The organism is Roseovarius sp. MMSF_3281 (genome assembly GCF_030733685.1).
GTDB lineage: Bacteria > Pseudomonadota > Alphaproteobacteria > Rhodobacterales > Rhodobacteraceae > Roseovarius.
In genome coordinates this window covers 1-20,431 of sequence record NZ_JASHIM010000010.1, presented here as the reverse complement: position 1 = coordinate 20,431, position 20,431 = coordinate 1, and the positions used below count along the sequence as shown (strand labels likewise).

Here is a 20,431-nt window from a genome sequence, read left to right as displayed (position 1 = left end):
CCAAGACGTTTTTTTGCAAAAACCCTCTTGCGCGTGCCGCCGCTTTTGCCTAGTAACCGCCTCACGCCACGGTATGGCCCGTTCGTCTATCGGTTAGGACGCCAGGTTTTCAACCTGGAAAGAGGGGTTCGATTCCCCTACGGGCTACCACCTTTTCCAAGAATATCAGTGACTTACAAAAGCCCACGATTGGCTTGGGAAAAGATTTGCGCGGCGTGGTCCTGCAGGTAAATCCGAAGCCATGGCGTAAAGCGCTCCGGCTGTGTCTGGGTTTGCGACACAAGATCGGACATCTCGACCCATGCCACATCCATCACCTCGTCGGGGTTTGGCGCGGTCGGAATACGGTGATCGACCCGGGCGACGAAGATATCGACCAGTTCATGTTCGATCAGACCGCCGCCAACATCGGCGCGGTACTCGACCCGATCACGATAAACCAGGTCTAACCCATTGATTCCCAACTCTTCTTCCAGACGCCTGCGGGCGCAATCCTCGGGTGCTTCGCCCCAATGCGGGTGGGTGCAGCAGGTATTCGCCCACAGGCCGGGCGTGTGATACTTACCCAAGGCGCGGCGCTGTATAAGCACTTTATTTTCATGCAAAACAAAGACCGAGACCGCCTTGTGCCGCAGCCCGTCCCGATGCGCGCGCAGTTTATCGACCGGCGTTAGCGTGCCATCGACCCATGCGGGAATAAGGGTGTGATCTTGGGCGGTCATCGGATCCTGAAAAGGTTAACGCGGGCCTTGATTTGGGGCGTCGTCTTACCCGCCTTAAGGTCGGAAAGCCAGTGTACAGTTTGTACATTGCCCCTTGCAGTTTTGTACAGAAATCCGGGTCTGCCGTGCGATATATGTACAGAATGTACAAAACCACCGTCAGGCGTTCACGCGATCGGCCGGTTCCGCCTCGCCATCGGCCTGCCCCGACATCGCGACCACGCGGCGAGGATCGGGGGATTTCACACCGATCGGATCGGTCGCGCCGACATGGCCCGCAAGCGCCAGGGCCTGACAACGGCAACCGTCGAAATCGACATCCCGACGCTCGCACCCCTGGCAAGGCTCGGGCAACCAATCGGAGCCGCGATAGACGTTGAAGGCGGCGCTGTCATACCAGATGGATTCGAGCGGGGTATCGCGGAGAGTGTCGAACAACAAATACGGGATGATCTGCGCCACGTGGCAAGGCAGAATGCCGCGCCATCGGGGGTCTAAGAGGCCGTGCAGGAGATTTCCTCCGACCCGGGATTGACCAGCGCGATCAAGGCGGTTGGCCACTTTGGCCCAGTATCTTTCGACCAGGATCTGACCAATATCCTACGTGAGACGGCCAGCGCCCTAGGATACCGCCAGACGGATATTGTATCCGGTGCCGGTCACGACGCTTGCTGGATCAACCGGGTCACGCCGACAGTCATGATTATGTGCCCCTGCGTCGATGGCCTGTCGCACCGCGTCACATCCCCCGAACGCGCGAGGGCCTGGGGTTTCCCCCGGGCCCGAGATATCAAGCGCGCGGCCCCACCGGGGCCGCGGTCCTTTAGGTCACACCGGCTTACGCCGCCTCAACGGCGCGCTTGGTCATCACCTTGACGATATGCGCGCGATAGTCGCCCGAGCCATGCAGGTCGTTGATCATGCCATCGCCCGACAGGCTTAGCCCCTCAAGCGCGCTGGCCGAGAAATCCGACGTGAGCGCCGCTTCGGCCTCGGACCAGCGGAACACGCCTTCTTCCGAGGCCCCGGTTACCGCGACGCGGACGCCATCGGCGAACTTGGCCACGAAAACGCCCACAAGCGCGAAGCGCGAGGCGGGTTGCTCGAACTTCATGTAGGCGGCTTTTTCCGGCACCGGGAATTTCACCTCGGTGACGATCTCTCCCTCGTCCAATGCGGTGGTGAACATGCCTTGGAAATAGTCATCCGCGGCAATCTCGCGCCGGTCGGTGGTGACCGTCGCGCCCGAGGCCAACACGGCCGCCGGGTAACAGGCCGCCGGGTCGTTGTTGGCCACGCTGCCGCCGATGGTGCCGCGATTGCGCACCGCCGGGTCACCGATATTGCCCGCCAGCGCCGCCAGCGCGGGGTATTTCCCCGCGCCTGCCGCCACCTCGGCATGGGTGCTGCTGCCACCGATGCAAAGCCGGCCCGCGTCATCCTCGCAGATGCCGCGCATTTCGTCGATGCCCTTGAGGCTGACCAGTGCCGAGGGCATGGCAAGGCGTTGCTTCATGGTGGGGATCAGGGTTTGCCCCCCGCCCAGCGGCTGTGCGTCCTCTTGTTTGAGGGCGGCGACCGCGTCTTTCACCGTCGAGGGTGTTTCGATATCGAAGTTATACATCGTTTCAGTCTCCCTTTGCCGGATCAGCTGTTCATCGCGGCCCAGACACGCGCAGGCGTGACAGGCATGTCAATGTGTTCCACGTTGGTAAAGCCGCCCCGGTGCAGGGCGTCGATCACCGCGTTGACCACCGCAGGGGGCGAGCCGATGGCCCCCGCCTCGCCACAGCCTTTCACACCCAGCGGGTTGTGCGTGCATGGCGTCTGGCAGGAATGGTCGACGTCGAACATCGGCATGTCATCGGCGCGCGGCATGGTGTAATCCATATAGGATGCGCTCAGAAGCTGGCCGTTTTCGTCGTAGACGCAGTTTTCCAGCATGGCCTGCCCGATGCCTTGTGCCACGCCGCCGTGGACCTGCCCCTCGACGATCATCGGGTTGATGACATTGCCGAAGTCGTCGGCGGCGGTGAAGCCCAGCACCTCGACCTTGCCGGTTTCAGGGTCCACCTCCACCTCGCAGACATAGGCGCCCGAGGGGTAGGTGAAGTTCGACGGGTCGTAGAAGGCGGTTTCCTCCAGCCCCGGTTCGATCTCTTCCAGCGGGTAGTTATGCGGCACGTAGGCGGCGAGGGTCACATCGCCCCATGCCACCGATTTGTCGGTGCCCGCGACGCTGAACTGACCGTCCTTCAGCTCGATGTCGGACTCGGAGGCTTCCATCAGGTGGGCCGCGATCTTCTTGGCCTTGTTGATGATCTTCTCGGTCGCCCGCACCATGGCCGAGCCGCCCACCGCGATGGAGCGCGAGCCATAGGTGCCCATGCCCATCGGCGTGTTGGCGGTGTCGCCGTGTTCGATCTCGATCATGTTCTCATCAATGCCGATCATATCGGCCACCACTTGGGCGAACGAGGTTTCATGCCCCTGCCCGTGGGAGTGCGAGCCGGTCATCACGGTGATGCCGCCGGTGGCGTTGACCCGCACGGAGGCGCTTTCATAAAGCCCCGCACGCGCGCCCAACTGCCCCACAAGGTTCGACGGCGCGATGCCGCAAGCCTCGATGAAGTGGGCAAGGCCATACCCGCGCAGCTTGCCGCGCGCCTTGGATTCCTCGGCGCGCTTCTCAAAGCCCGCGTAGTCGGTCATCTCAAGCGCTTTGTCCAGCGTGGCGTGATAGTTGCCGGTGTCATAGGTCACGGCCACCGGCGTGTCATAGGGGAATTCCTCGGGTTTGATGAAGTTCTTGCGGCGCAACTCGGCCGGGTCCACGCCCAGTTCCCGCGCGGCTTTGTCGATCACGCGCTCCAACTGGTACGTCGCCTCGGGGCGGCCCGCGCCGCGATAGGCATCGACCGGCGTGGTATTGGTAAAGACCGCCTTGACGTTCACATAGACCACCGGCGTCTTGTAGTTGCCCGCCATCAGCGTGCCATGCAGCCACGTCGGGATCGACGGCGCGAAGGTCGACAGGTACGCGCCCATGTTGGCGTAGGTGTCGGTGCGCACGGCGGTGAACATGTGGTTTTCGTCCAGCGCCAGTTCGATCTTGGTCTTGTGGTCGCGGCCATGGGCGTCCGAGATAAACGCCTCGGAGCGGGTCGAGGTCCATTTGACCGGACGGTTCACCACCTTGGAGGCGTGCGTTACGAAAGCCTCTTCGGCGTAGTGATAGATTTTCGAGCCGAAACCGCCGCCCACATCGGGGGCCACGACCCGCAGCTTGTGTTCGGGGATCGACAACACGAAAGCCCCCATCAGAAGCCGGATCACATGCGGGTTCTGCGAGGTGGTATAAAGCGTGTAGTCACCGGTCGCCCGGTTATAATCGGCCACGGCGACGCGCGGCTCCATCGGGTTGGCGACAAGGCGGTTGTTGGTCAACTCAAGGGTGACAACATGGGCGGCGGATTTGATCGCCTCGTCCACGGCCTCCTTGTTTTCTTCCACGAAACCCCAGTCATAGCAAAGGTTCGAGGTCAGCTCGTCATGCACCTTGGGCGCGCCATCGGCCAGCGCCGCTTTCATGTCGAGAACCGGCTCAAGCTCGTCGATGTCCAGCTCGACCGCCTCGGCGGCGTCGCGGGCCTGTTCCAGCGTTTCGGCCACGACACAGGCGACCGGGTCGCCCACGTGGCGCACCTTGCCTTCGGCCAGAATGGGATGCTTGGGTTCCTGCATGGGCTGCCCGTGCCGGTCGGTCACCTGCCAGCCGCAGGGGATGCCGCCCGCGCTTTCGAAATCGGCGGAGGTAAAGACCTTCAGAACGCCGTCCATCGCCTCGGCGGCGGATGTGTCGATGCCGTTGATCGTGCCATGGGCCACGTCCGAGCGGACGAACCACGCGTAGGTCTGGCCATTGACGTTGATGTCGTCGGTGTAATTGCCGTCCCCCGTCAGGAACCGGACGTCTTCGCGCCGCTTGCTGCTGGCGCCGATGCCTCCGTCTTTGGGCATGTCTTTCCTCCTCAAAATCCATGATCGCGCCTTCGGGGCACCATAGCCCCACGCGCGAAAAACGCCCCCGCAAGGGGCGCGTGAAAAGCGTTACTCGGCGGCGACCGCGGGCACCTCTTGGCCGCTGGCGGCCAGGATCGCGCGAACGATGTTGTGATAGCCGGTGCAGCGACAGATATTGCCTTCAAGGTACTCGCGAACCTCGGCCTCGGTCGGTGTCGGGTTGTCGCGCAGCAGGGCGGCGGCACTCATCACCATGCCGGGTGTGCAGAACCCGCACTGAAGCCCGTGGTAATCCTGAAACGCCTGCTGAATCTTGTTCAGCGTGCCGTCGGGCGCGGCCTGACCTTCGATGGTGGCCACTTCGGTGCCCTCGCATTCGGCGGCGAACATGGTGCAGGATTTCACATCCTTGCCATCCACATGCACCACGCAGGCGCCGCATTGGCTGGTATCACAGCCGACATGCGTGCCGGTCAGGCCCAGTGTCTCACGCAGGAAGGTGGACAGAAGCGTCCGGCCCTCTGCTTCGCCGGTCCGGGTTTGCCCGTTGACCGTCATTGTCACTTTCATGGTTGTCTCCTCCCTTTTGATCCAATCAGCTGCTGAAGGTGCGCTTCAGCCAGCCCTTCTTTTCACCTTCGCCATCGGCCTCGTCTGTCTCGGCCTCGCCGTCGGCGCTATCTTCCTCGCCCGGGCCTTCGACGGTTTGCTGGAACCGCTCGAAAAACTGGTCGGCCATCTTCTTGGCAAAGCCGTCGATGATGCGGCTGCCCAATTGGGCCAGCTTGCCGCCCACCTTGGCCTCCACGTCGTAAATCAGCTTGGTGCCCTCGGGGACCTCTTCAAGTTTAACATCGGCCCCGCCCTTGGCGAAACCTGCGGCCCCGCCCTTGCCCTCGCCAGACAAATGCAGGCTTTCGGGTTCGACCATATCGGACAGGGTCACGCCGCCCTTGAAGGTGGCCTTCACCGGGCCGACCTTTTGCACGACGACCGCTTCGAAGCCGTCTTCGGGGCTGCCGGTCATTTCCTGGCAGCCGGGCACGCAATCCTTGAGGACATCCGCCGAAAGCAATGCGGCCCAAACCTCGTCTCGGGGGGCGGCAATGACGCGGGAATCGGACAGTTTCATTGTCTTGTCTCCAATCTTTTCATGTCACGCTATGCGCTAACCCGCCCTGTGCCTAGTAAGACCTTGGGTGTAGTCACCGGCATTCCGGCACCACGTGGGTCAGGCCATAGCGGGTGAATATCTCAGTCATGCGACCATCCTGCATGGCCGCATGGATGGCATCGTCAACGGCATAGCCCAGCGCACGAAAGGCCATCGCCACGTCGTCCTGTTGGTAGCGCCGGGCAAGAACACCTGTTCAATCCGGCGGACCACTGCAAGGAACACGAAGAGAAGGATCCTGCGCGCGCTCATGCGCCCCAGCCTGCCGCGTTATCGCGCGGCAGACAAGCCGTGGCAGCGCACGCGGTTCTGGTGGCAACCCGAATCGCCGATCCCGGCGGGGTTTCCCCCTGAACCTACGACTTTCGGCCACTAGGCGGGCGATGAAAGGCTTGCTAGGCTTGTTTCAAAGGCTATTGCATAGAAATAAAAAGGCCGCTGACGATGCTTGCACAGACACAACAGGGTTGCGATTTTCAAACCGTTTTGATCGTCGATGACCACCCGCTGTTCTGCGATGCGCTGTCGATGACCCTGCAAACCGTGGTGCGGATCGGCGATGTGCATACCGCCGATTGTCTGGAAAAGGCGCTTGAGCTTTTGGCAGGCGGCCTGAAACCCGATGCGGTGATGCTGGACCTGAACCTGCCGGATGTGGATGGACTGGAGGGGTTGATCCGCCTGAAATCTGTCGCCAATGCGCCGATTGTCGTGGTCTCGTCGCTGGCCGATAACCGGGTCGTCAATCAGGTGATCCGCGCCGGGGCCGCCGGATACGTGCCCAAGCACAGCCAGCGCGAGGTGTTTCGCACCGCCTTTCAAAGCCTGCAAAACGGCAAGACCTTCCTGCCCGAAGGCTGTGTCTTGATGGAGGAGGACGACACCGATGATGCGGTCAGCCGCCTTGCCACGCTGACCAATCAACAGGCGCGTATCCTGCAGTTGATCTGCGAAGGCAAGCTGAACAAGCAGATCGCCTATGACCTGTCGATTGCCGAAACCACCGTCAAGGCGCATGTCACCGCGATCATGCGCAAGCTTGGGGTCCATAGCCGCACGCAGGCGGTGCTGATCGCGAAGCAGGCCTCGTTCGCCAATGTCTTGCAAGACCACGGCTGACTTGGCAGGGTAAACACTCGTCACGCTTTTGAGGCGTTCCGCAATTCACCTGAGCCATCAGCAAAAGGCGGAACGCGCGCAACGATCAAGGGAGGCGCCGCATTTCGCGAAACGCTGTAATCCGGTTTTTTCGCGAAACGCTTTAGGGAGGGAGCACGATGGAGCAGGCGATCGGCCTGAACGCGGCCTGCGCCCGCGTGCCCGGCATCGTCCGGACAGCCTGTGTACCTTATGACACTGCCGATCCGGCGGGCGCGTTATTGCGCGCAATCGGCAGCGACGCGATGGAACTTGTTATCTTGTTCGTCACCTCCCAAGCCGATGCCGCCGAAGTCATCGCGCAAGCCACGGCACGGTTTGCACCGACCCCGGTTATCGGCTGCACAACGGCGGGTGAGTTAACCGGCGAAGGCTATACCGAAGATCAGATCGTCGCCATGGGCCTGCCAGGGTCGCACTTTCGGGCGACGACCTGTCTGGTTCCCGATCTGGATGATTTCGACGCCCAGGACCTGATCGACGAGATGATCCGCAACCGCAACGCCATGATGGAAGCCGCCCCCGATTGGCATCACGAGTTTACCTTTCTCATGATCGACGGGCTGTCGACGAAAGAGGATGCCCTGACCTCGGAGCTGGCTGTCGGGCTTGGGCCGGTGCCCCTGTTCGGCGGGTCCGCAGGCGACGGCACGCGGTTCGAACATACCTATGTTCTGCACCGGGGCCGGGCCCTGGAAAACGCCGCGATCCTGACGCAGGTGCGCACGCGCTGTCCGATCAAGGTGTTCAAATCCGATCATCTGGTCCCCTCGGCACAGCGCATGGTCGTCACCGATGCCGACCCCGCCCGCCGCGTCGTGCGCGAGATCAACGCCGAACCGGCGGCGCGCGAATATGCCCGCATTCTGGGCAAGGACCCCGAGCAATTGACCACCTTCACCTTCGCCGCGCATCCGGTGGTGGTGCAGATCGGCGGGCAGCACCATGTGCGCGCCATTCAACAGGTGGCCGAGAACGGCGACCTGGTGTTCTTTTCGGCCATCGACGAGGGGCTTGTCCTGACACTGGCCGAGCCGCGCAACATGGGTGAGCATCTGCAAGAGGAGCTATCCAACCTCACACGCGACACGACGCCCGACACGATCCTTGGATGCGATTGCATCCTGCGCCGCATGGAAGCGCAGGAAAAACAGATGACTGGCGCGCTATCCGGGATTCTGGCCGCGAACCGCGTGGTGGGGTTTTCCACCTATGGCGAGCAATATAATTCGATCCACGTCAACCAAACCCTGACCGGCGTGGCGATCTATCCGCCCGAAGAGGCCACGGCACATGACCCTGTCGCTGATTGATCCCAACGATCCGCTTGAGCGGCAGAACGAAAAGCTGCTCAAGATCGCCGAGTCGCTGATGCGGCGGGTCGAGGAATCGACCGATGCCTCGGGCGCCGCCTATGCCCAGTTCCAGCGCGCCGCGATGCTGGAACAGGAGGTGCGCGCACGCACCCTGGACCTGGAACGCGCGCTTGACCTGCTGAACGAGTCAAACGCGCGGCTGGCCCAGGCCAACCGCGAAACCGAGGCCGCCCGTTCGAACCTCGCCAATGCCATCGAGACCGTGCAAGAGGGCTTTGCCCTGTTCAATGCCGACGAAGAACTGGTCATGTGCAACAGCCGCTTTGGCATGCATATGCCCGATATTCGCAGCGCCCTGAGCCCGGGCCTGAGCTTTGCGCAATACGTCGAGCTGGTCAGCCAATCGAGCTATCTTTCCCTGCCGGACACCGAGACCCCGCAAGAATGGGCCCGGCGGCGCATGGCCCGGCACGCCGATGAGCATGTGATCTTCAACGTGCGGATGATCTGGAACCGCTGGGTGCAGGTCTCGGAGCATCGCACCCCCGATGGCGGCACGGTGATCCTGCAAACCGATGTGACCGACATCATGCGCATCGAACGCCAGGAGCGCGAGCGCATCCTTGACGATCAGGCCCGCCTGATCCGCGCCACGCTGGAACATATCGACCAGGGGCTGTGCATCTTTGACAGCAAGCTGCGGCTGGTGGGCTGGAACAAGCGCGCCAGCGAACTTTTGGCCATCCCCGCCGCGCGTTTCCAGATGGGCGCGCAATTCGCCACCCTGTTCAACCGCTTCCGCACCGATGTCACATTCGACGACGGCATGAATGCCGACGCCGTCGAGGCCTGGGTCGGCAGCGACAACAACCGCCCGCCGCTCAGTTTTGAAATTCACCGGGGCCGGTCGACGATCCTGTCGGTCTTTGCACAGGAAATGCCCGACCGGGGCTTCGTGATTTCCTTTACCGATGTCACCGCCGAACGGCAGGCGGCACAGGCGATCATCGAGGCCAAGGAGCAACTGGAACAACGGGTGGCGGACCGCACTGCCGAACTGGCCGAGGCCCTCAAGGAGGCCGAGCGCGCGAATGCCACCAAGTCGCGCTTTGTCGCCGCGGCCAGCCACGATTTGCTGCAACCGCTGTCGGCGGCAAAGCTTTACGTGTCGTCCTTGGAAAACGGGGCCGCCGGTGAAGCCGAACGCGGCATCGCCCATAAAGCCAGCAGCGCCTTGGGCAGCGTCGAACATATCCTCGAAGCGCTGCTTGATATTTCCAAGCTGGATTCGGGGCGTGCCTCGGTGCATGTCTCGCCGGTGCAGCTTGGCGGGATGCTGCAACAGTTGGGCGATGCCTTCGGCCCGGCGGCCAGCGCCAAGGGGCTGGACCTGCGCATCGTCTCAAGCAGTGCGCTTGTGCAAAGCGATGCCACCTACCTGCGCCGGATTTTGCAGAACCTGATCTCGAATGCCATTCGCTATACCGATGCGGGCCGGGTGCTGATCGGCGCGCGGCGCCAAGGCGACCACCTGTTGATCGAGGTGCGTGACACGGGCCCCGGCATCCCCGACTCCGCCCGCGACACCATCTTTCAGGAGTTTCAGCGGCTTGACGCCGCCGCCAGCGCCGCCGAGGGCATGGGCCTTGGCCTTGCCATCGTCGAACGCGCCTGTGCGCTTCTGGGGCATCCCTTGACCCTGGTGTCGCAAGAGGGGCGCGGATCGGTCTTTTCGGTGCGCGTGCCCTTGGTGGCATCGGGCGGACAGGCCCGCGCCCATCCCGATGCCCAGACCTCGAACCAGACCGGCGACCTGCAAAGCCTGATCGCGCTGGTGATCGAGAACGAAGACAGCATGCGCGCCGCCCTAACCATGGCGCTTGAAACATGGGGGGTGCAGGTTTTGGCCTGCGCCAGCGAGGACGAGGCCAGCACGCTTTTGCAGGAAATCGGCGTTGGCCCGGATGTCATCATCGCCGATTACCAATTGGACGACGGGCATTTAGGCACCGAAGCCGCCAGCCGCATCAGCGACGATTTCGGGCGGTTGCCGGTTTGCATCATCTCGGCCGACCGCTCGGTCGAGTTGACCGAACGCTGCAACAGCCAAGGCTTTGCCCTGATTCACAAGCCCATCGACACCAATAAATTGCTGGCCTTCTTGCTGAACTGTGCGCCGGGTCAGGTCTCGCCCGTGGGGCTGATCCCCTGAGCGGTTGTATCGCCCGCCCCCTCGATCCGCGGGTCCGAGGCGATCTCATCAAGATGCGCCATCAGGGCCTGCCGCCAATCGGATTTCAACGTGAGGGCCACTTGGCTTAGCGGGCGCAGGATCGGTGTCAGGATGGCATAATCATAGCGCAGGGTTTCTTCGAGGGGGCGAAACACCACCGCCCCCTCAAGGTTTCGGGTGATGTTCTCTGACACCACTGCCAAAGGCCCGACGATCGAAAGGCACCGCCCGGTGCGCACGAAATGCAGCAGCGGCGAAAACGTCTGGCTTTCGACCACCACGGACAAGGCCAGCCCGCTGCGCTGGAACCGCCGCGCGATGCGTTCGCGGTGGGCATGGCCCACCTGCAGGGCGCCCAGCGGCTGACCGGCAAGATCATCAAGGGCGATGCGGGGTTTCCCGGCCAGGGCATGCCCCGCCGGCACGGCCACGAAACTTTCCGCGGTGATCTGTTCGGTGTTGTATTGCGCGCCCTGCGCCGTGGTCGTGGGGGCATCGCAAAACCCGAAATCAATGCTTTGGGTGCGCACCAGTTCCTGGATCTGCATCGAACTGCGCGAGGTGATATTGACATTGAATTCACCGCTGCCGCCCAGCCAATCGGCCACGAAACGCGGGAACAGGAACGACGATGGCCCCGGCATGGCCGATATCCGCAAGGATCCCGCCCGCCCTGAGGCCAGGCTTTGCATGGTGCGCGACACCGTCGAAAGGCGATCAAGCAGGCGTTCGGCCTCGACCAGCAGGTATTGCGCCTCGGGCACCGGCACCAGTTGCCGACCCCGCCGTTCGAAAAGTTTCATGCCCAAGGTTTCTTCGAGCGAGCGAATGGCAAGGCTGACGGCGGGCTGCGTACGGCCCAGTTTGCGCGCGGCATCCGACAGCGAGACCGAGGTCATGACAGCGCGAAAGGCGGAAAGTTGGCTCAGGTTCATCCATTTATCATAAGCGAAACTTTTACAAACAAAAGGTATTCAAATTTGCGTAAATCTTTTCCTCTGTTAGGCTTTGCCCAAGTGACGGGAAAACGTCACGGGTTAATCGTCAAAAACGGGGAGTTATCCATATGACATTACTCAAGAAAATCACGGGCGCGGCGCTTGCGTTGAGCCTTGGGGCAGGCACCGCCCTGGCCCAGGAGCCAACCTTTTTCCGAATCGGCACCGGCAGCGCCGGGGGCACCTATTTCCCCATCGGCGGCACCATCGCCAACGGGATTTCCGCCCCTCCCGGCTCGCGTCCCTGTGACGAAGGCGGCCAATGCGGTGTGCCGGGCCTGATCGCCATCGCGCAATCGACGACCGCCTCGGTTTTCAACAACACCGCCGTGCAAAACGGTGAGCTTGAGGCCGGCATGGCCGCCGCCGACGTGACCCGCTCGATGTACATGGGCAGCGGCAAGTTCGATGGCAAACCGCACGAGAAACTGCGCATCGTCGCCAACCTCTATCCCGAAGACCTGCACCTTGTCCTGCCCGAAGGTGAAAGCATCGACAGCCTTGCCGACCTCGAAGGCAAGCGCGTGGGCATCGCGCAGGCCGGATCGGGCACACAGGTGGCCGTGCTGCAGATGCTGGAAAAATGGGGTATCACCCGCGACAATATCGACGAGGCCGAGTTGAACAACTCGCAATCTGCCGAACGCCTCGCCGACGGTCAGCTTGATGCCTATTTCTACGCCGCGGGCTGGCCCGTTTCCGCCATGGTGCAACTGGCCACCACCAAGGGGATGGAACTGCACAGCTTCTCGGACGAGGACCTTGCCATCATCAACGAGGCTGTCCCGGCCTATATCCCCTCGACCATTCCGGCGGGTGTCTATGAAGGCATTGATTACGAGGTGAAAACCCCCGCCGTGTCGGCATTGCTGAACGTGTCCTCGGATCTCGACGAGGAACTGGTCTATGGCATCACCAAGGCGATGTGGAACGACAACACCCGCAACCTGCTGGACAATGGCCATGCCAAGGGCAAGCAGATCACGCTCGAAACCGCGCTGGACGGCATCATGTCGCTTGGCGTGCCGCTGCATCCGGGGGCCGAGAAGTTCTACAAGGAAGCGGGCCTGCTGGAGTGATCCGCACCTGACCTGAGTACAGCCAAGGGGGCGGCCCCGTCGCCGCCCCCTTTTGCATCCGGGATAACAAGAACACGGGGGGCACCATGACCGAGGGACAAAAAGAGCCAACAGGCGACCTGAACGCCGACGATCTGCAAGACATCGAACGCAAGTACGACGAAGGCGCCGCGACGCGGACAGTGGCCCCGGGCTTTGCCGCATTCCTGCGCTATGTCGCCTTGGCCTTCGCGGTTTACCATTACCTCACGGCGGGCTTCGCCCTGCCGCCCGATTTCTGGCACATGGGATGGCACCTTTCGGGCCTCTTTATCCTGACCTACGCGTTTTTCCCGCTTTTCAAAACCTCGTCGGCCTTCGACCTGAAAACCGGCGGCTGGCGGATTGGCGGCGTTCCGATCCTCGATATCATCGCCATGATCCTTGGCGTCGCCTCGGCGCTTTACCTTGGGCTGGCGTGGCGCGGCATTCCCATGCTGGGGATCGAGGAACAGACCTTCCGCATGGGCAACCCCAACAATTTCGACATGGTCTTTGGCTGTATCCTGATCGTGCTGGTGCTGGATATCGCGCGCCGCACGCTGGGCTGGGTGCTGCCGCTGATCATCTGCCTGTTCATGTGCTATGCCCTTTTCGGGCCGATCTTTCCCGGCATCCTCCAACACCCCGGCGTGAAGTTCAGAACCTTTGTCTCGTCGATGTACTTCCCGCAGGAAGGGATTTTTGGCGTCACCCTCTGGGTGGTCTCGACCATCGTTTTCCACTTCGTCCTTTTCGGCGTGATCGCCCAGCGCACCGGGCTGGGCCAACTGTTCATCGACAACGCCACGATCCTTGCAGGCCGCTATACCGGCGGGCCGGCCAAGGTGTCGGTGGTCTCCTCGGCCTTTTTCGGCACGATCTCGGGCTCGTCGGTGGCCAACACCGTGTCCACCGGCGCGCTGACCATCCCCAACATGAAGCGGCTGGGCTATCCGGGCCATTTCGCGGGCGGGGTCGAGGCCGCGGCCTCGGCCGGTGGGCAGATCACCCCGCCGATCATGGGCGCGGCGGCCTTCATCATGGCCGAGTTCCTGGAACTGCCCTATACCACCATCGTCATCGCCGCGATCTTTCCCGCGCTTTTGCATTACGTGGGCGTCTTTGCCGTTGTCCACCTGATGGCGCGGCGCCTGAACCTGCAGGGGCTGGCCAAGGATAAACTACCGCAATTCGCCGCTGTCTGGCGCGATGGCTGGGCCAATATCGTGCCGCTGATCGGGCTGCTTCTGGTGCTTTTCTCGGGGTATACGCCCTTCATGTCGGCCTTCTGCGGCATTTCCCTGTCGCTGATCGCGGGGATGAGCCGGGTCAAGCAACCTCTCAGCCTGATCTATGCCGCCGGGTTCATCGCCTTCGTGATCTGGAAATACATGGGCGGCGGGTTTGACTTGTCGATGTCGCTGATGCTGATTGCAGGCAGCGTGATCGCCAGTTTCAATCCACAACCACGCATTACCCTGGGCGAGATGGCCGATACCTTCGAGACGGGCGTGAAATACGCCCTTGCCGTCGGCGCGGCCGCGGCCGCCGTGGGCATCGTCATCGGCGTGATCAATACCACCGGCGTGGGCTTTCGCATCGGGTTCATGGTCACGCAGGCCGCCACCGCCCTTGGCACCGACCTGCATTGGCTGTTCACCTATGGCACGTTCGAGCTTTTCTCGATCTCTGACCTGACGCTGTTCATCAGCCTCGTGTTCATCGCGCTGGCCTGTATCCTGATGGGCGCGGGGATTCCCACCACGGCGCTTTACATCATGCTGGTCTCGGTCGCCCAACCGGCGCTGGCACAACTGGGCATCCCGCCGATCGCGTCGCACATGTTCGTGCTTTACTATGGCGTGGTGGCCGAGATCACGCCGCCGGTCTGCACCTCGGCCTACGCGGCCTCGGCGATTGCCAATTCCAACCCCTTCCGCACCGGCATTTCCGCCTTCACGCTGGGGCTTGGCAAGGTGCTGGCGCCCATGGCCTTTGTCTATGCGCCGGTGCTTTTGTTCGTTTCCGAAACCGGCTTCGACTTCTGGGAGTTCAGCTATACCGCCACAAGCTGCATCGTCGGGGTGATCTCGCTCTCGGCGGCGGTGGTGGGTTACTGGCTGGTGCCAATGGGGGCATTGTCGCGCTGGCTTCTGGCCATCTCGGGGCTGATCTTCATCGCGCCTTCGTTGCAGGCCGATCTGGTCGCGCTGATCATCGCCTCGCCGGTGATCGTCAGCCAAGTGATCGCACGCCGCCGCGCCGCGCCGGTCGCAGGTTGACCGATGGCCGAAGACGTCACCATCCTTGGCGCCGGCATCGTCGGCATCTGCACCGCGCTGTCCCTGCTGGAACGTGGGCAGCGCGTGCGCCTGATCGACCGGGGTGCGCCGGGGCAGGAAACCTCGTTTGGCAATGCCGGGGTGATTTCCCCGTGGTCGATCATCCCGCAAGCCACGCCGGGGCTGTGGCGCTCCATCCCCGGGATGCTCCTGTCGGGCAACAAGCCGCTGGCGGTGCGCGCGGCCACATGGCCAAGGATGATCCCTTGGGGCCTGCGCCTTCTGGCCCATGGAAGCGAAACCAGGACGCGCGCAGCCGCCGATGCCATGGCGCATCTCTGCGGCCCCTCGATTGATCTTTACCGCCGCCACCTTGCGGGCACCGGGCACGAGGCGCTGATCCGCGACAGCTGCTATATCCATGCCTTCCGCAACGAGGATGCGGCGCGCGCAGCCTTCGACAGCCTTGGCTATCGCATCCGCGCCGAGAAAGGCGCGCCGATGGATTTGGTGGATCACCCCGCGCTCAAGCAGATGGAGCCGGCCATCGGCCCCGCCTATCGCGCGGCCATCGTCATCGGCGCCCAGGCGCGCTGTACCAATCCGGGGCGCATGGGGCAGGTTCTGGCCGAGAAAGCCCGCGCCATGGGGGCCGAGATCATCCAGGACGAGGTGCAGGCCCTGACCCCCGCGGGCACGGGTTGGCAAATCGCGGGCAAGGCCCGAACCTACGACGCGGCCCGGGTCGTCATGGCCATGGGGGCATGGTCGGCCGCACTGTTGCGGCCCTTGGGGTATCGCCTGCCCCTGATGGCCGAGCGGGGCTATCACATCGAATGCCCCGCCGCCGGGGTCAGCCTTGAAAATTCGATCATGGATATGGACGGCAAGTTCGTGGCCTCCAGCATGGAAGGCGGGGTGCGCCTTGCCGGGCAGGCCGAGTTCGCACAGGCCGACGCGCCCCCCGATCCGCGACGGCAAGAGATACTGGCCCGGCAAGCGCGCGAAGTCTTTCCCGATATTGTCACCAAGAATGCCCGGTTCTGGATGGGCCGCCGCCCGTCCTTCCCCGACAGCCTGCCGGTCCTTGGCCCCTCCGAGCGTCACGAGGGCCTGCATTTCTGCTTTGGGCATTCCCACTATGGCCTGATGATGGCCCCCAAATCCGGCGAGGTTCTGGCCGACCACCTGACAGGCGTGCGGCCCAATGTTGCGCTTGAGGCCTATCGCGCGACGCGGTTCTGACGGCCCGCGCGTCAGGTCATGCGCAGCGCCGGGTCATAGATCACATGCCGCCCCCGGCCCTGATCCTTGGCGGCATAAAGCGCCAGGTCGGCGTCCTTCATCATCTGCTCGGGGTCGATGCGGGCATAATCGCGGCTCAGGCTGGCCCCGATGCTGGCAGAGACCCGGCATTCCTCATCGCCAAAGGCGATGGGCCGCTCAAGCCGCGCGATCAGCCGCCCGGCGATCTCGGCCACGCGGTGGCGATCGGTCAGCCCGGCAAAGATCAACACGAACTCATCGCCGCCGGTGCGGATGATCGTATCCTCGCCGCGGGTTTCGCTGACCATGCGGCGCGCGACCCGTTGCAACACGTGATCCCCCGCCGCGTGGCCCAGCCTGTCGTTCACCGATTTGAAGTAATCCAGGTCAAGGTTCATCAGCACGAAATCGCGCTCGGACTCCATCAGCCGGTCAAGCACGGGCTGCAACGCCCGGCGGTTCTTGAGGCCGGTCAGCGTATCGGTAAAGGCCTGTTCCTCGGCGGCGATCTTGGCGCCCTGCAGTCGCAGGTTCAGCTTGCGCGAGGCCTCCATCGCGGCCGATTTCGCCTCGATCAGGTAAAGCATTTCGATGGCAAGGTCGGTGGCCGCGAAATCCGCGCTGGTCAGGGCGAAATCGCGCACCGCCTCCATCACCGAAATGCCGAACGACAGGTTGACGATGGCCCCGCCACCGGGGCCAAGCCCGCCCGCCTTGGGCAAGGCAACCAGCACGCCCTTGAAATCGGTCCGCGGTTCGGCCCGCAGTCGGAAATGCAGCTTGCCGCCAGCGGCCCGGCGCAACTCGGCCATGCTCTGGCCCAGCTTGGGACGCTTGAGTTCCAGCAGTTCCAGAAACCGCCGCCCCTGCGGCGGGGCATCGGGAAACACCTTGGCAAAGGTTGGCCCGGCATGCACCACGTGCCCCGTGTCGTTAAGCACCACATGCATCGGGCAAAGCGTGTCCAGAACTGTGTAAAACGCGAACTCGTTACCCTGCTCAGTCATCGCAAATGCGCCCCCAGGTCGAAGGCCCGCCCGCTGGCAAAGGCCGTTTCCAAAAGGCGCACCTCGATAATCTCGTGGCCTGCCCGCCTGCCCTTGTGTTCAAGGAAGACCAGCGCGCCGTAATCATCCGCCATGGCCCGAAGCAGCCCCATCATCACCGGGCCAAAGGCGACCTGCCCACCGGGCAACGGCCCCACCGTCAGGCTATAGAAATCCCGCGCGTGATCCTCCAGTTCCAGCACCGGCAGCGCAAGCTCGGGCACCGCCAGGCGCACCCGCCCCGGCAGGTCATTCAGCGAATGCAGGAATTCCACGAAATCCGTCCCGCCAAAGCGCAGCAACCTTCGCAATGCCTCAAGACCGGGGTGCGAAACCAGGTAGGTGCCGATATCCTCAAGCACCTCGGTCAAAGGCTTGTTCAGGCTGACCGCCAATTCGCCCAGAACATCCTGCGTGATCTTGTCGTCATAGGTCAGCATCGCCTCGAACTCGGTGAATCCAAGGTCAAGGCGCTGGGTGATCCCGCGCCACATCTCGCGCCCATATGTATCGCGGGCAAACCGTTCCACCGCGCGATTGATCAAACCATGCATCGCCCTCTCCGTCTTGGATAGGGCAGTTTGAACAAAGGTCGGTTAACATCTCCTGAAGACATAAAAAGCGAATTATTTTTCCCCGCCCCTTGCCGTGATCGGGCTGTACTGCTACCCCGGCTTCATCCGTTGGGGTGCCCTGAAAGGGGCTGAGAGGCCACGCGCTAACCCACCGAACCTGATCCGGTCAGTACCGGCGGAGGGAACGGAGCATATCACAAGGGCCCAAGGCCCCAATGCGCCCTCCTTTCATCGCCTGACCCCAACCCAAGGAGGCCACGATGAAAGCCGCATTCACCCTCGCCGCCAGCCTGCTCACCGCCCTGCCCGCCATGGCGCAGGACCAGATGACGCTTGTGCTGGACTGGTTCGTCAACCCCAACCACGGCCCGATCATCGTGGCTCAGGAACAGGGCTATTTCGCCGCGGAAAACCTTGAGGTCGAGGTGATCGCCCCCGCCGATCCCTCGGCGCCGCCGAAAATGGCCGCCGCGGGCAAGGCCGATCTGGCGATTTCCTATCAACCGCAATTGCACCTGCAGGTGGCCGAGGGCCTGCCCCTCAAGCGTGTCGGCACGCTTGTCGCCTCGCCGCTCAACTGCCTTCTGGTGCTGGAGGATGGCCCGATCAAGACCACGGCGGACCTCAAGGGCGGCAAGGTCGGCTTTTCGGTGGCAGGCGTGGAAGAGGCCCTGCTTTCGGCCCTGCTCAGCGATGCGGGCCTGACCATGGACGACATCGAGCTGATCAACGTCAACTGGTCGCTTTCACCCTCGCTGATGTCCGGCCAGGTCGATGCGGTGCTCGGCGCCTATCGCAATTTCGAATTGAACCAGATGAAACTGGAAGAGGTCGAAGGCCGTTGCATGTACCTCGAAGAGATGGGCGTGCCCAGCTATGACGAGTTGATCTATGTCGCCAACCCCGAAACCGCCGACATGGATCAGATCACCCGCTTCCTGCGCGCCACCGAACGGGCCACGCAATATATCGTCAACCACCCGCAAGAGGCCTGGGAGGTGTTCTCGGGCACCTCGACCGACCTGCAGGACGAGCTGAACGAAATGGCATGGGCCGACACGATCCCGCGTTTTGCCCTGCGCCCATCCGCACTGGACCATGGCCGCTACAGAGAATTCAGCGCCTTTCTGGCCGAGGCCGGGCTGATCGACGCGCCGCAATCCGTGGACGATATCGCAATGGACCCCGCGCAATGATTGATTACGGCAAAACCTTCGCACTTTGGCGTGACGCGGCGGGCCAATACTGGCCCGCCTATACCCAACACCGCTTTGTTCAGGGCCTGGGCGACGGCAGCCTGCCGCGCGCCGCCTTCCTTGACTACATGGTGCAGGATTACCTGTTCCTCGTGCATTTCTCGCGCGCTTGGGCACTGGCCGTGACCAAGGCGGATACGGCGGATGAAATGCGCCTTTGCGCCGGGACGGTCAACGCGCTGATCAACGACGAAATGGCGCTGCACATCCGCACCTGCGCCGATCTGGGCCTCACCGAGACAGAGCTTTTCGAGGCCGAGGAAAAGCTGCAGAACATCGCCTATACCCGATACGTGCTGGATGCCGGGCATTCGGGCGATTTGCTCGATCTGCTGGCCGCGCTGGCCCCCTGCGTCATGGGCTACGGCGAGATCGGTGCGCAGTTGAAGGGCAAGGCGACATCGGACAGCTACGCCGACTGGATCGCCACCTATGCAAGCGAGGACTATCAACAGGTCTGCCGCGACGTGGGCGCGCTTCTTGATGCCGCCGTGACCCGCCGGCTTGGCCCGGCCGCGCAGGACAGCCCCCGCTGGCCCGCCCTGTGCCACCGGTTCACAACTGCCACGCGGCTTGAAGTCGGGTTCTGGGACATGGGGCTGGAAGAGGCATGAGTGCGCCGGGGCTGACCCTGTCGGGACGCGCCAGTTTTGGCGAAACACCGGTGTTCGGCCCCCTGACACTGGAGGTGCCCGCCGGGCAATGGACCTGCCTGTTGGGCCCCTCGGGCGTGGGCAAGACCACGCTTTTGCGCCTGATTGCCGGTTTGGACGACCTGACCGATTTCGACGGCGCCATCACCACCACCGACGGCGCCCCGCTCGAAGGCCGCCTTGCCCTCATGGCGCAAAGCGATCTTTTGATGCCGTGGCTGACGGTGCTGGAAAACACCCTTCTCGGCGCGCGCTTGCGCGGCGAAACACCGGACAAGCACCGCGCGCGCGATGTGCTTGCGCGGGTGGGCCTGGCCGACCACCAAGGCAAACGCCCCGGCACCCTGTCCGGCGGCCAGCGCCAGCGCGTGGCGCTGGCCCGGACGCTGATGGAGGACCGGCCCGTTGTCCTGCTGGATGAACCCTTCTCGGCGCTGGATGCCAGGACCCGCGCCGACATGCAGGATCTGGCCTGCGAATTGTTACAGGGGCGCACCGTCCTGATGGTCACCCACGACCCGGGCGAGGCCGCGCGCCTTGGCCACCAGATCACGATCATGGAACCCGGCGGCCTTTCGCCGGTCACGCCCCCGCCCGGCCCCGCGCCCCGCCCGGTGGACGATGCCGCC

20 protein-coding genes, 1 tRNA gene and 1 riboswitch are annotated in these 20,431 nt (G+C 63.1%); of the genes, 11 read left to right on the top strand and 10 right to left on the bottom strand.

Translation table 11 applies throughout. The features are described from left to right. Positions 1-75: 75 nt before the first annotated feature. Positions 76-150: transfer RNA gene (locus RBB32_RS11230), tRNA-Glu, on the top strand. Between the two features lie 23 nt (positions 151-173). Here the strand turns inward: RBB32_RS11230 and idi are convergent. Further along, positions 174-722, bottom strand: coding sequence for an isopentenyl-diphosphate Delta-isomerase (idi, locus tag RBB32_RS11225; protein WP_306152803.1), 549 nt, complete (start codon positions 720-722; stop codon positions 174-176). 159 nt (positions 723-881) lie between these two features. Continuing rightward, entirely contained in the window at positions 882-1,184 is a 303-nt protein-coding gene (locus RBB32_RS11220) for a hypothetical protein (RefSeq protein WP_306152802.1), read from the bottom strand. Between the two features lie 42 nt (positions 1,185-1,226). On the opposite strand from RBB32_RS11220, the gene RBB32_RS11215 reads away from it, so the two are divergent. Continuing rightward, complete coding sequence (locus RBB32_RS11215; RefSeq protein ID WP_306152801.1) at positions 1,227-1,598, top strand: M20/M25/M40 family metallo-hydrolase; 372 nt, start codon at positions 1,227-1,229, stop codon at positions 1,596-1,598. Here the strand turns inward: RBB32_RS11215 and RBB32_RS11210 are convergent. The 5 genes from RBB32_RS11210 to RBB32_RS11190 all read right to left on the bottom strand — a co-directional run bounded on the left by RBB32_RS11210 (position 1,561) and on the right by RBB32_RS11190 (position 6,073). Beyond that, complete coding sequence (locus RBB32_RS11210) at positions 1,561-2,346, bottom strand: xanthine dehydrogenase family protein subunit M (protein ID WP_306152800.1); 786 nt, start codon at positions 2,344-2,346, stop codon at positions 1,561-1,563. The genes RBB32_RS11215 and RBB32_RS11210 overlap by 38 nt on opposite strands. A gap of 23 nt (positions 2,347-2,369) precedes the next feature. Next, positions 2,370-4,742 (bottom strand): xanthine dehydrogenase family protein molybdopterin-binding subunit, encoded by a 2,373-nt coding sequence (locus RBB32_RS11205; RefSeq protein WP_306152799.1) that lies wholly within the window; start codon positions 4,740-4,742, stop codon positions 2,370-2,372. Between the two features lie 90 nt (positions 4,743-4,832). Beyond that, positions 4,833-5,315 carry a (2Fe-2S)-binding protein gene (locus tag RBB32_RS11200; RefSeq protein ID WP_306152798.1) on the bottom strand — a complete coding sequence of 161 codons (483 nt, stop codon included), beginning with the start codon at positions 5,313-5,315 and terminating at the stop codon, positions 4,833-4,835. Positions 5,316-5,340: 25 nt separating this feature from the next. After that, on the bottom strand, positions 5,341-5,877 hold the full coding sequence (locus RBB32_RS11195; RefSeq protein ID WP_306152797.1) for a CoxG family protein: 537 nt from the start codon (positions 5,875-5,877) through the stop codon (positions 5,341-5,343). A 73-nt stretch (positions 5,878-5,950) separates the two neighbouring features. Beyond that, positions 5,951-6,073 carry a hypothetical protein gene (locus RBB32_RS11190; protein ID WP_306152796.1) on the bottom strand — a complete coding sequence of 41 codons (123 nt, stop codon included), beginning with the start codon at positions 6,071-6,073 and terminating at the stop codon, positions 5,951-5,953. Between the two features lie 290 nt (positions 6,074-6,363). Here RBB32_RS11190 and RBB32_RS11185 point away from each other — a divergent pair, with 290 nt between their 5' ends. The 3 genes from RBB32_RS11185 (at position 6,364) to RBB32_RS11175 (ending at position 10,605) form a co-directional block, all read left to right on the top strand. After that, complete coding sequence (locus RBB32_RS11185) at positions 6,364-7,038, top strand: response regulator transcription factor (protein WP_306152795.1); 675 nt, start codon at positions 6,364-6,366, stop codon at positions 7,036-7,038. A gap of 158 nt (positions 7,039-7,196) precedes the next feature. Continuing rightward, entirely contained in the window at positions 7,197-8,390 is a 1,194-nt protein-coding gene (locus RBB32_RS11180; protein ID WP_306152794.1) for an FIST N-terminal domain-containing protein, read from the top strand. Next, positions 8,371-10,605, top strand: coding sequence for a PAS-domain containing protein (locus tag RBB32_RS11175; protein ID WP_306152793.1), 2,235 nt, complete (start codon positions 8,371-8,373; stop codon positions 10,603-10,605). The genes RBB32_RS11180 and RBB32_RS11175 overlap by 20 nt, the downstream gene beginning before the upstream one ends. Here the strand turns inward: RBB32_RS11175 and RBB32_RS11170 are convergent. Then, the gene (locus RBB32_RS11170; RefSeq protein ID WP_306152792.1) at positions 10,575-11,561 is read right to left on the bottom strand and encodes a LysR family transcriptional regulator; all 987 of its coding nucleotides are present in this window, start codon (positions 11,559-11,561) and stop codon (positions 10,575-10,577) included. The two genes, RBB32_RS11175 and RBB32_RS11170, sit on opposite strands and share 31 nt — an antisense overlap. A gap of 131 nt (positions 11,562-11,692) precedes the next feature. Here RBB32_RS11170 and RBB32_RS11165 point away from each other — a divergent pair, with 131 nt between their 5' ends. From RBB32_RS11165 to RBB32_RS11155, 3 genes are all read left to right on the top strand, one after another. Beyond that, positions 11,693-12,703: a TAXI family TRAP transporter solute-binding subunit gene (locus RBB32_RS11165; protein WP_306152791.1), complete on the top strand. Its 1,011-nt coding sequence runs from the start codon at positions 11,693-11,695 to the stop codon at positions 12,701-12,703. An 86-nt stretch (positions 12,704-12,789) separates the two neighbouring features. After that, entirely contained in the window at positions 12,790-15,006 is a 2,217-nt protein-coding gene (locus RBB32_RS11160) for a TRAP transporter permease (RefSeq protein WP_306152790.1), read from the top strand. Between the two features lie 3 nt (positions 15,007-15,009). Next, on the top strand, positions 15,010-16,251 hold the full coding sequence (locus tag RBB32_RS11155) for an FAD-binding oxidoreductase (protein WP_306152789.1): 1,242 nt from the start codon (positions 15,010-15,012) through the stop codon (positions 16,249-16,251). Positions 16,252-16,262: 11 nt separating this feature from the next. Here the strand turns inward: RBB32_RS11155 and RBB32_RS11150 are convergent, their stop codons facing one another. Both RBB32_RS11150 and RBB32_RS11145 read right to left on the bottom strand, forming a co-directional pair. Continuing rightward, complete coding sequence (locus RBB32_RS11150; protein ID WP_306152788.1) at positions 16,263-17,279, bottom strand: GGDEF domain-containing protein; 1,017 nt, start codon at positions 17,277-17,279, stop codon at positions 16,263-16,265. Next, the gene (locus tag RBB32_RS11145) at positions 17,276-17,872 is read right to left on the bottom strand and encodes a heme NO-binding domain-containing protein (protein ID WP_306152787.1); all 597 of its coding nucleotides are present in this window, start codon (positions 17,870-17,872) and stop codon (positions 17,276-17,278) included. Before RBB32_RS11145 ends, RBB32_RS11150 begins: the two co-directional genes overlap by 4 nt. Positions 17,873-17,992: 120 nt before the next feature. Then, a riboswitch (TPP riboswitch) is annotated at positions 17,993-18,094 on the top strand. A 59-nt stretch (positions 18,095-18,153) separates the two neighbouring features. Between RBB32_RS11145 and RBB32_RS11140 the strand changes: the two genes are divergently transcribed. The 3 genes from RBB32_RS11140 to RBB32_RS11130 all read left to right on the top strand — a co-directional run. Further along, the gene (locus RBB32_RS11140; RefSeq protein ID WP_306152786.1) at positions 18,154-19,089 is read left to right on the top strand and encodes an ABC transporter substrate-binding protein; all 936 of its coding nucleotides are present in this window, start codon (positions 18,154-18,156) and stop codon (positions 19,087-19,089) included. Continuing rightward, positions 19,089-19,763 carry a thiaminase II gene (tenA, locus tag RBB32_RS11135; RefSeq protein ID WP_306152896.1) on the top strand — a complete coding sequence of 225 codons (675 nt, stop codon included), beginning with the start codon at positions 19,089-19,091 and terminating at the stop codon, positions 19,761-19,763. The genes RBB32_RS11140 and tenA overlap by 1 nt, the downstream gene beginning before the upstream one ends. Continuing rightward, positions 19,760-20,431, top strand: a 672-nt coding sequence (locus RBB32_RS11130) for an ABC transporter ATP-binding protein (protein WP_306152785.1), incomplete at its 3' end; no start/stop codon positions are given. The genes tenA and RBB32_RS11130, both read left to right, overlap by 4 nt.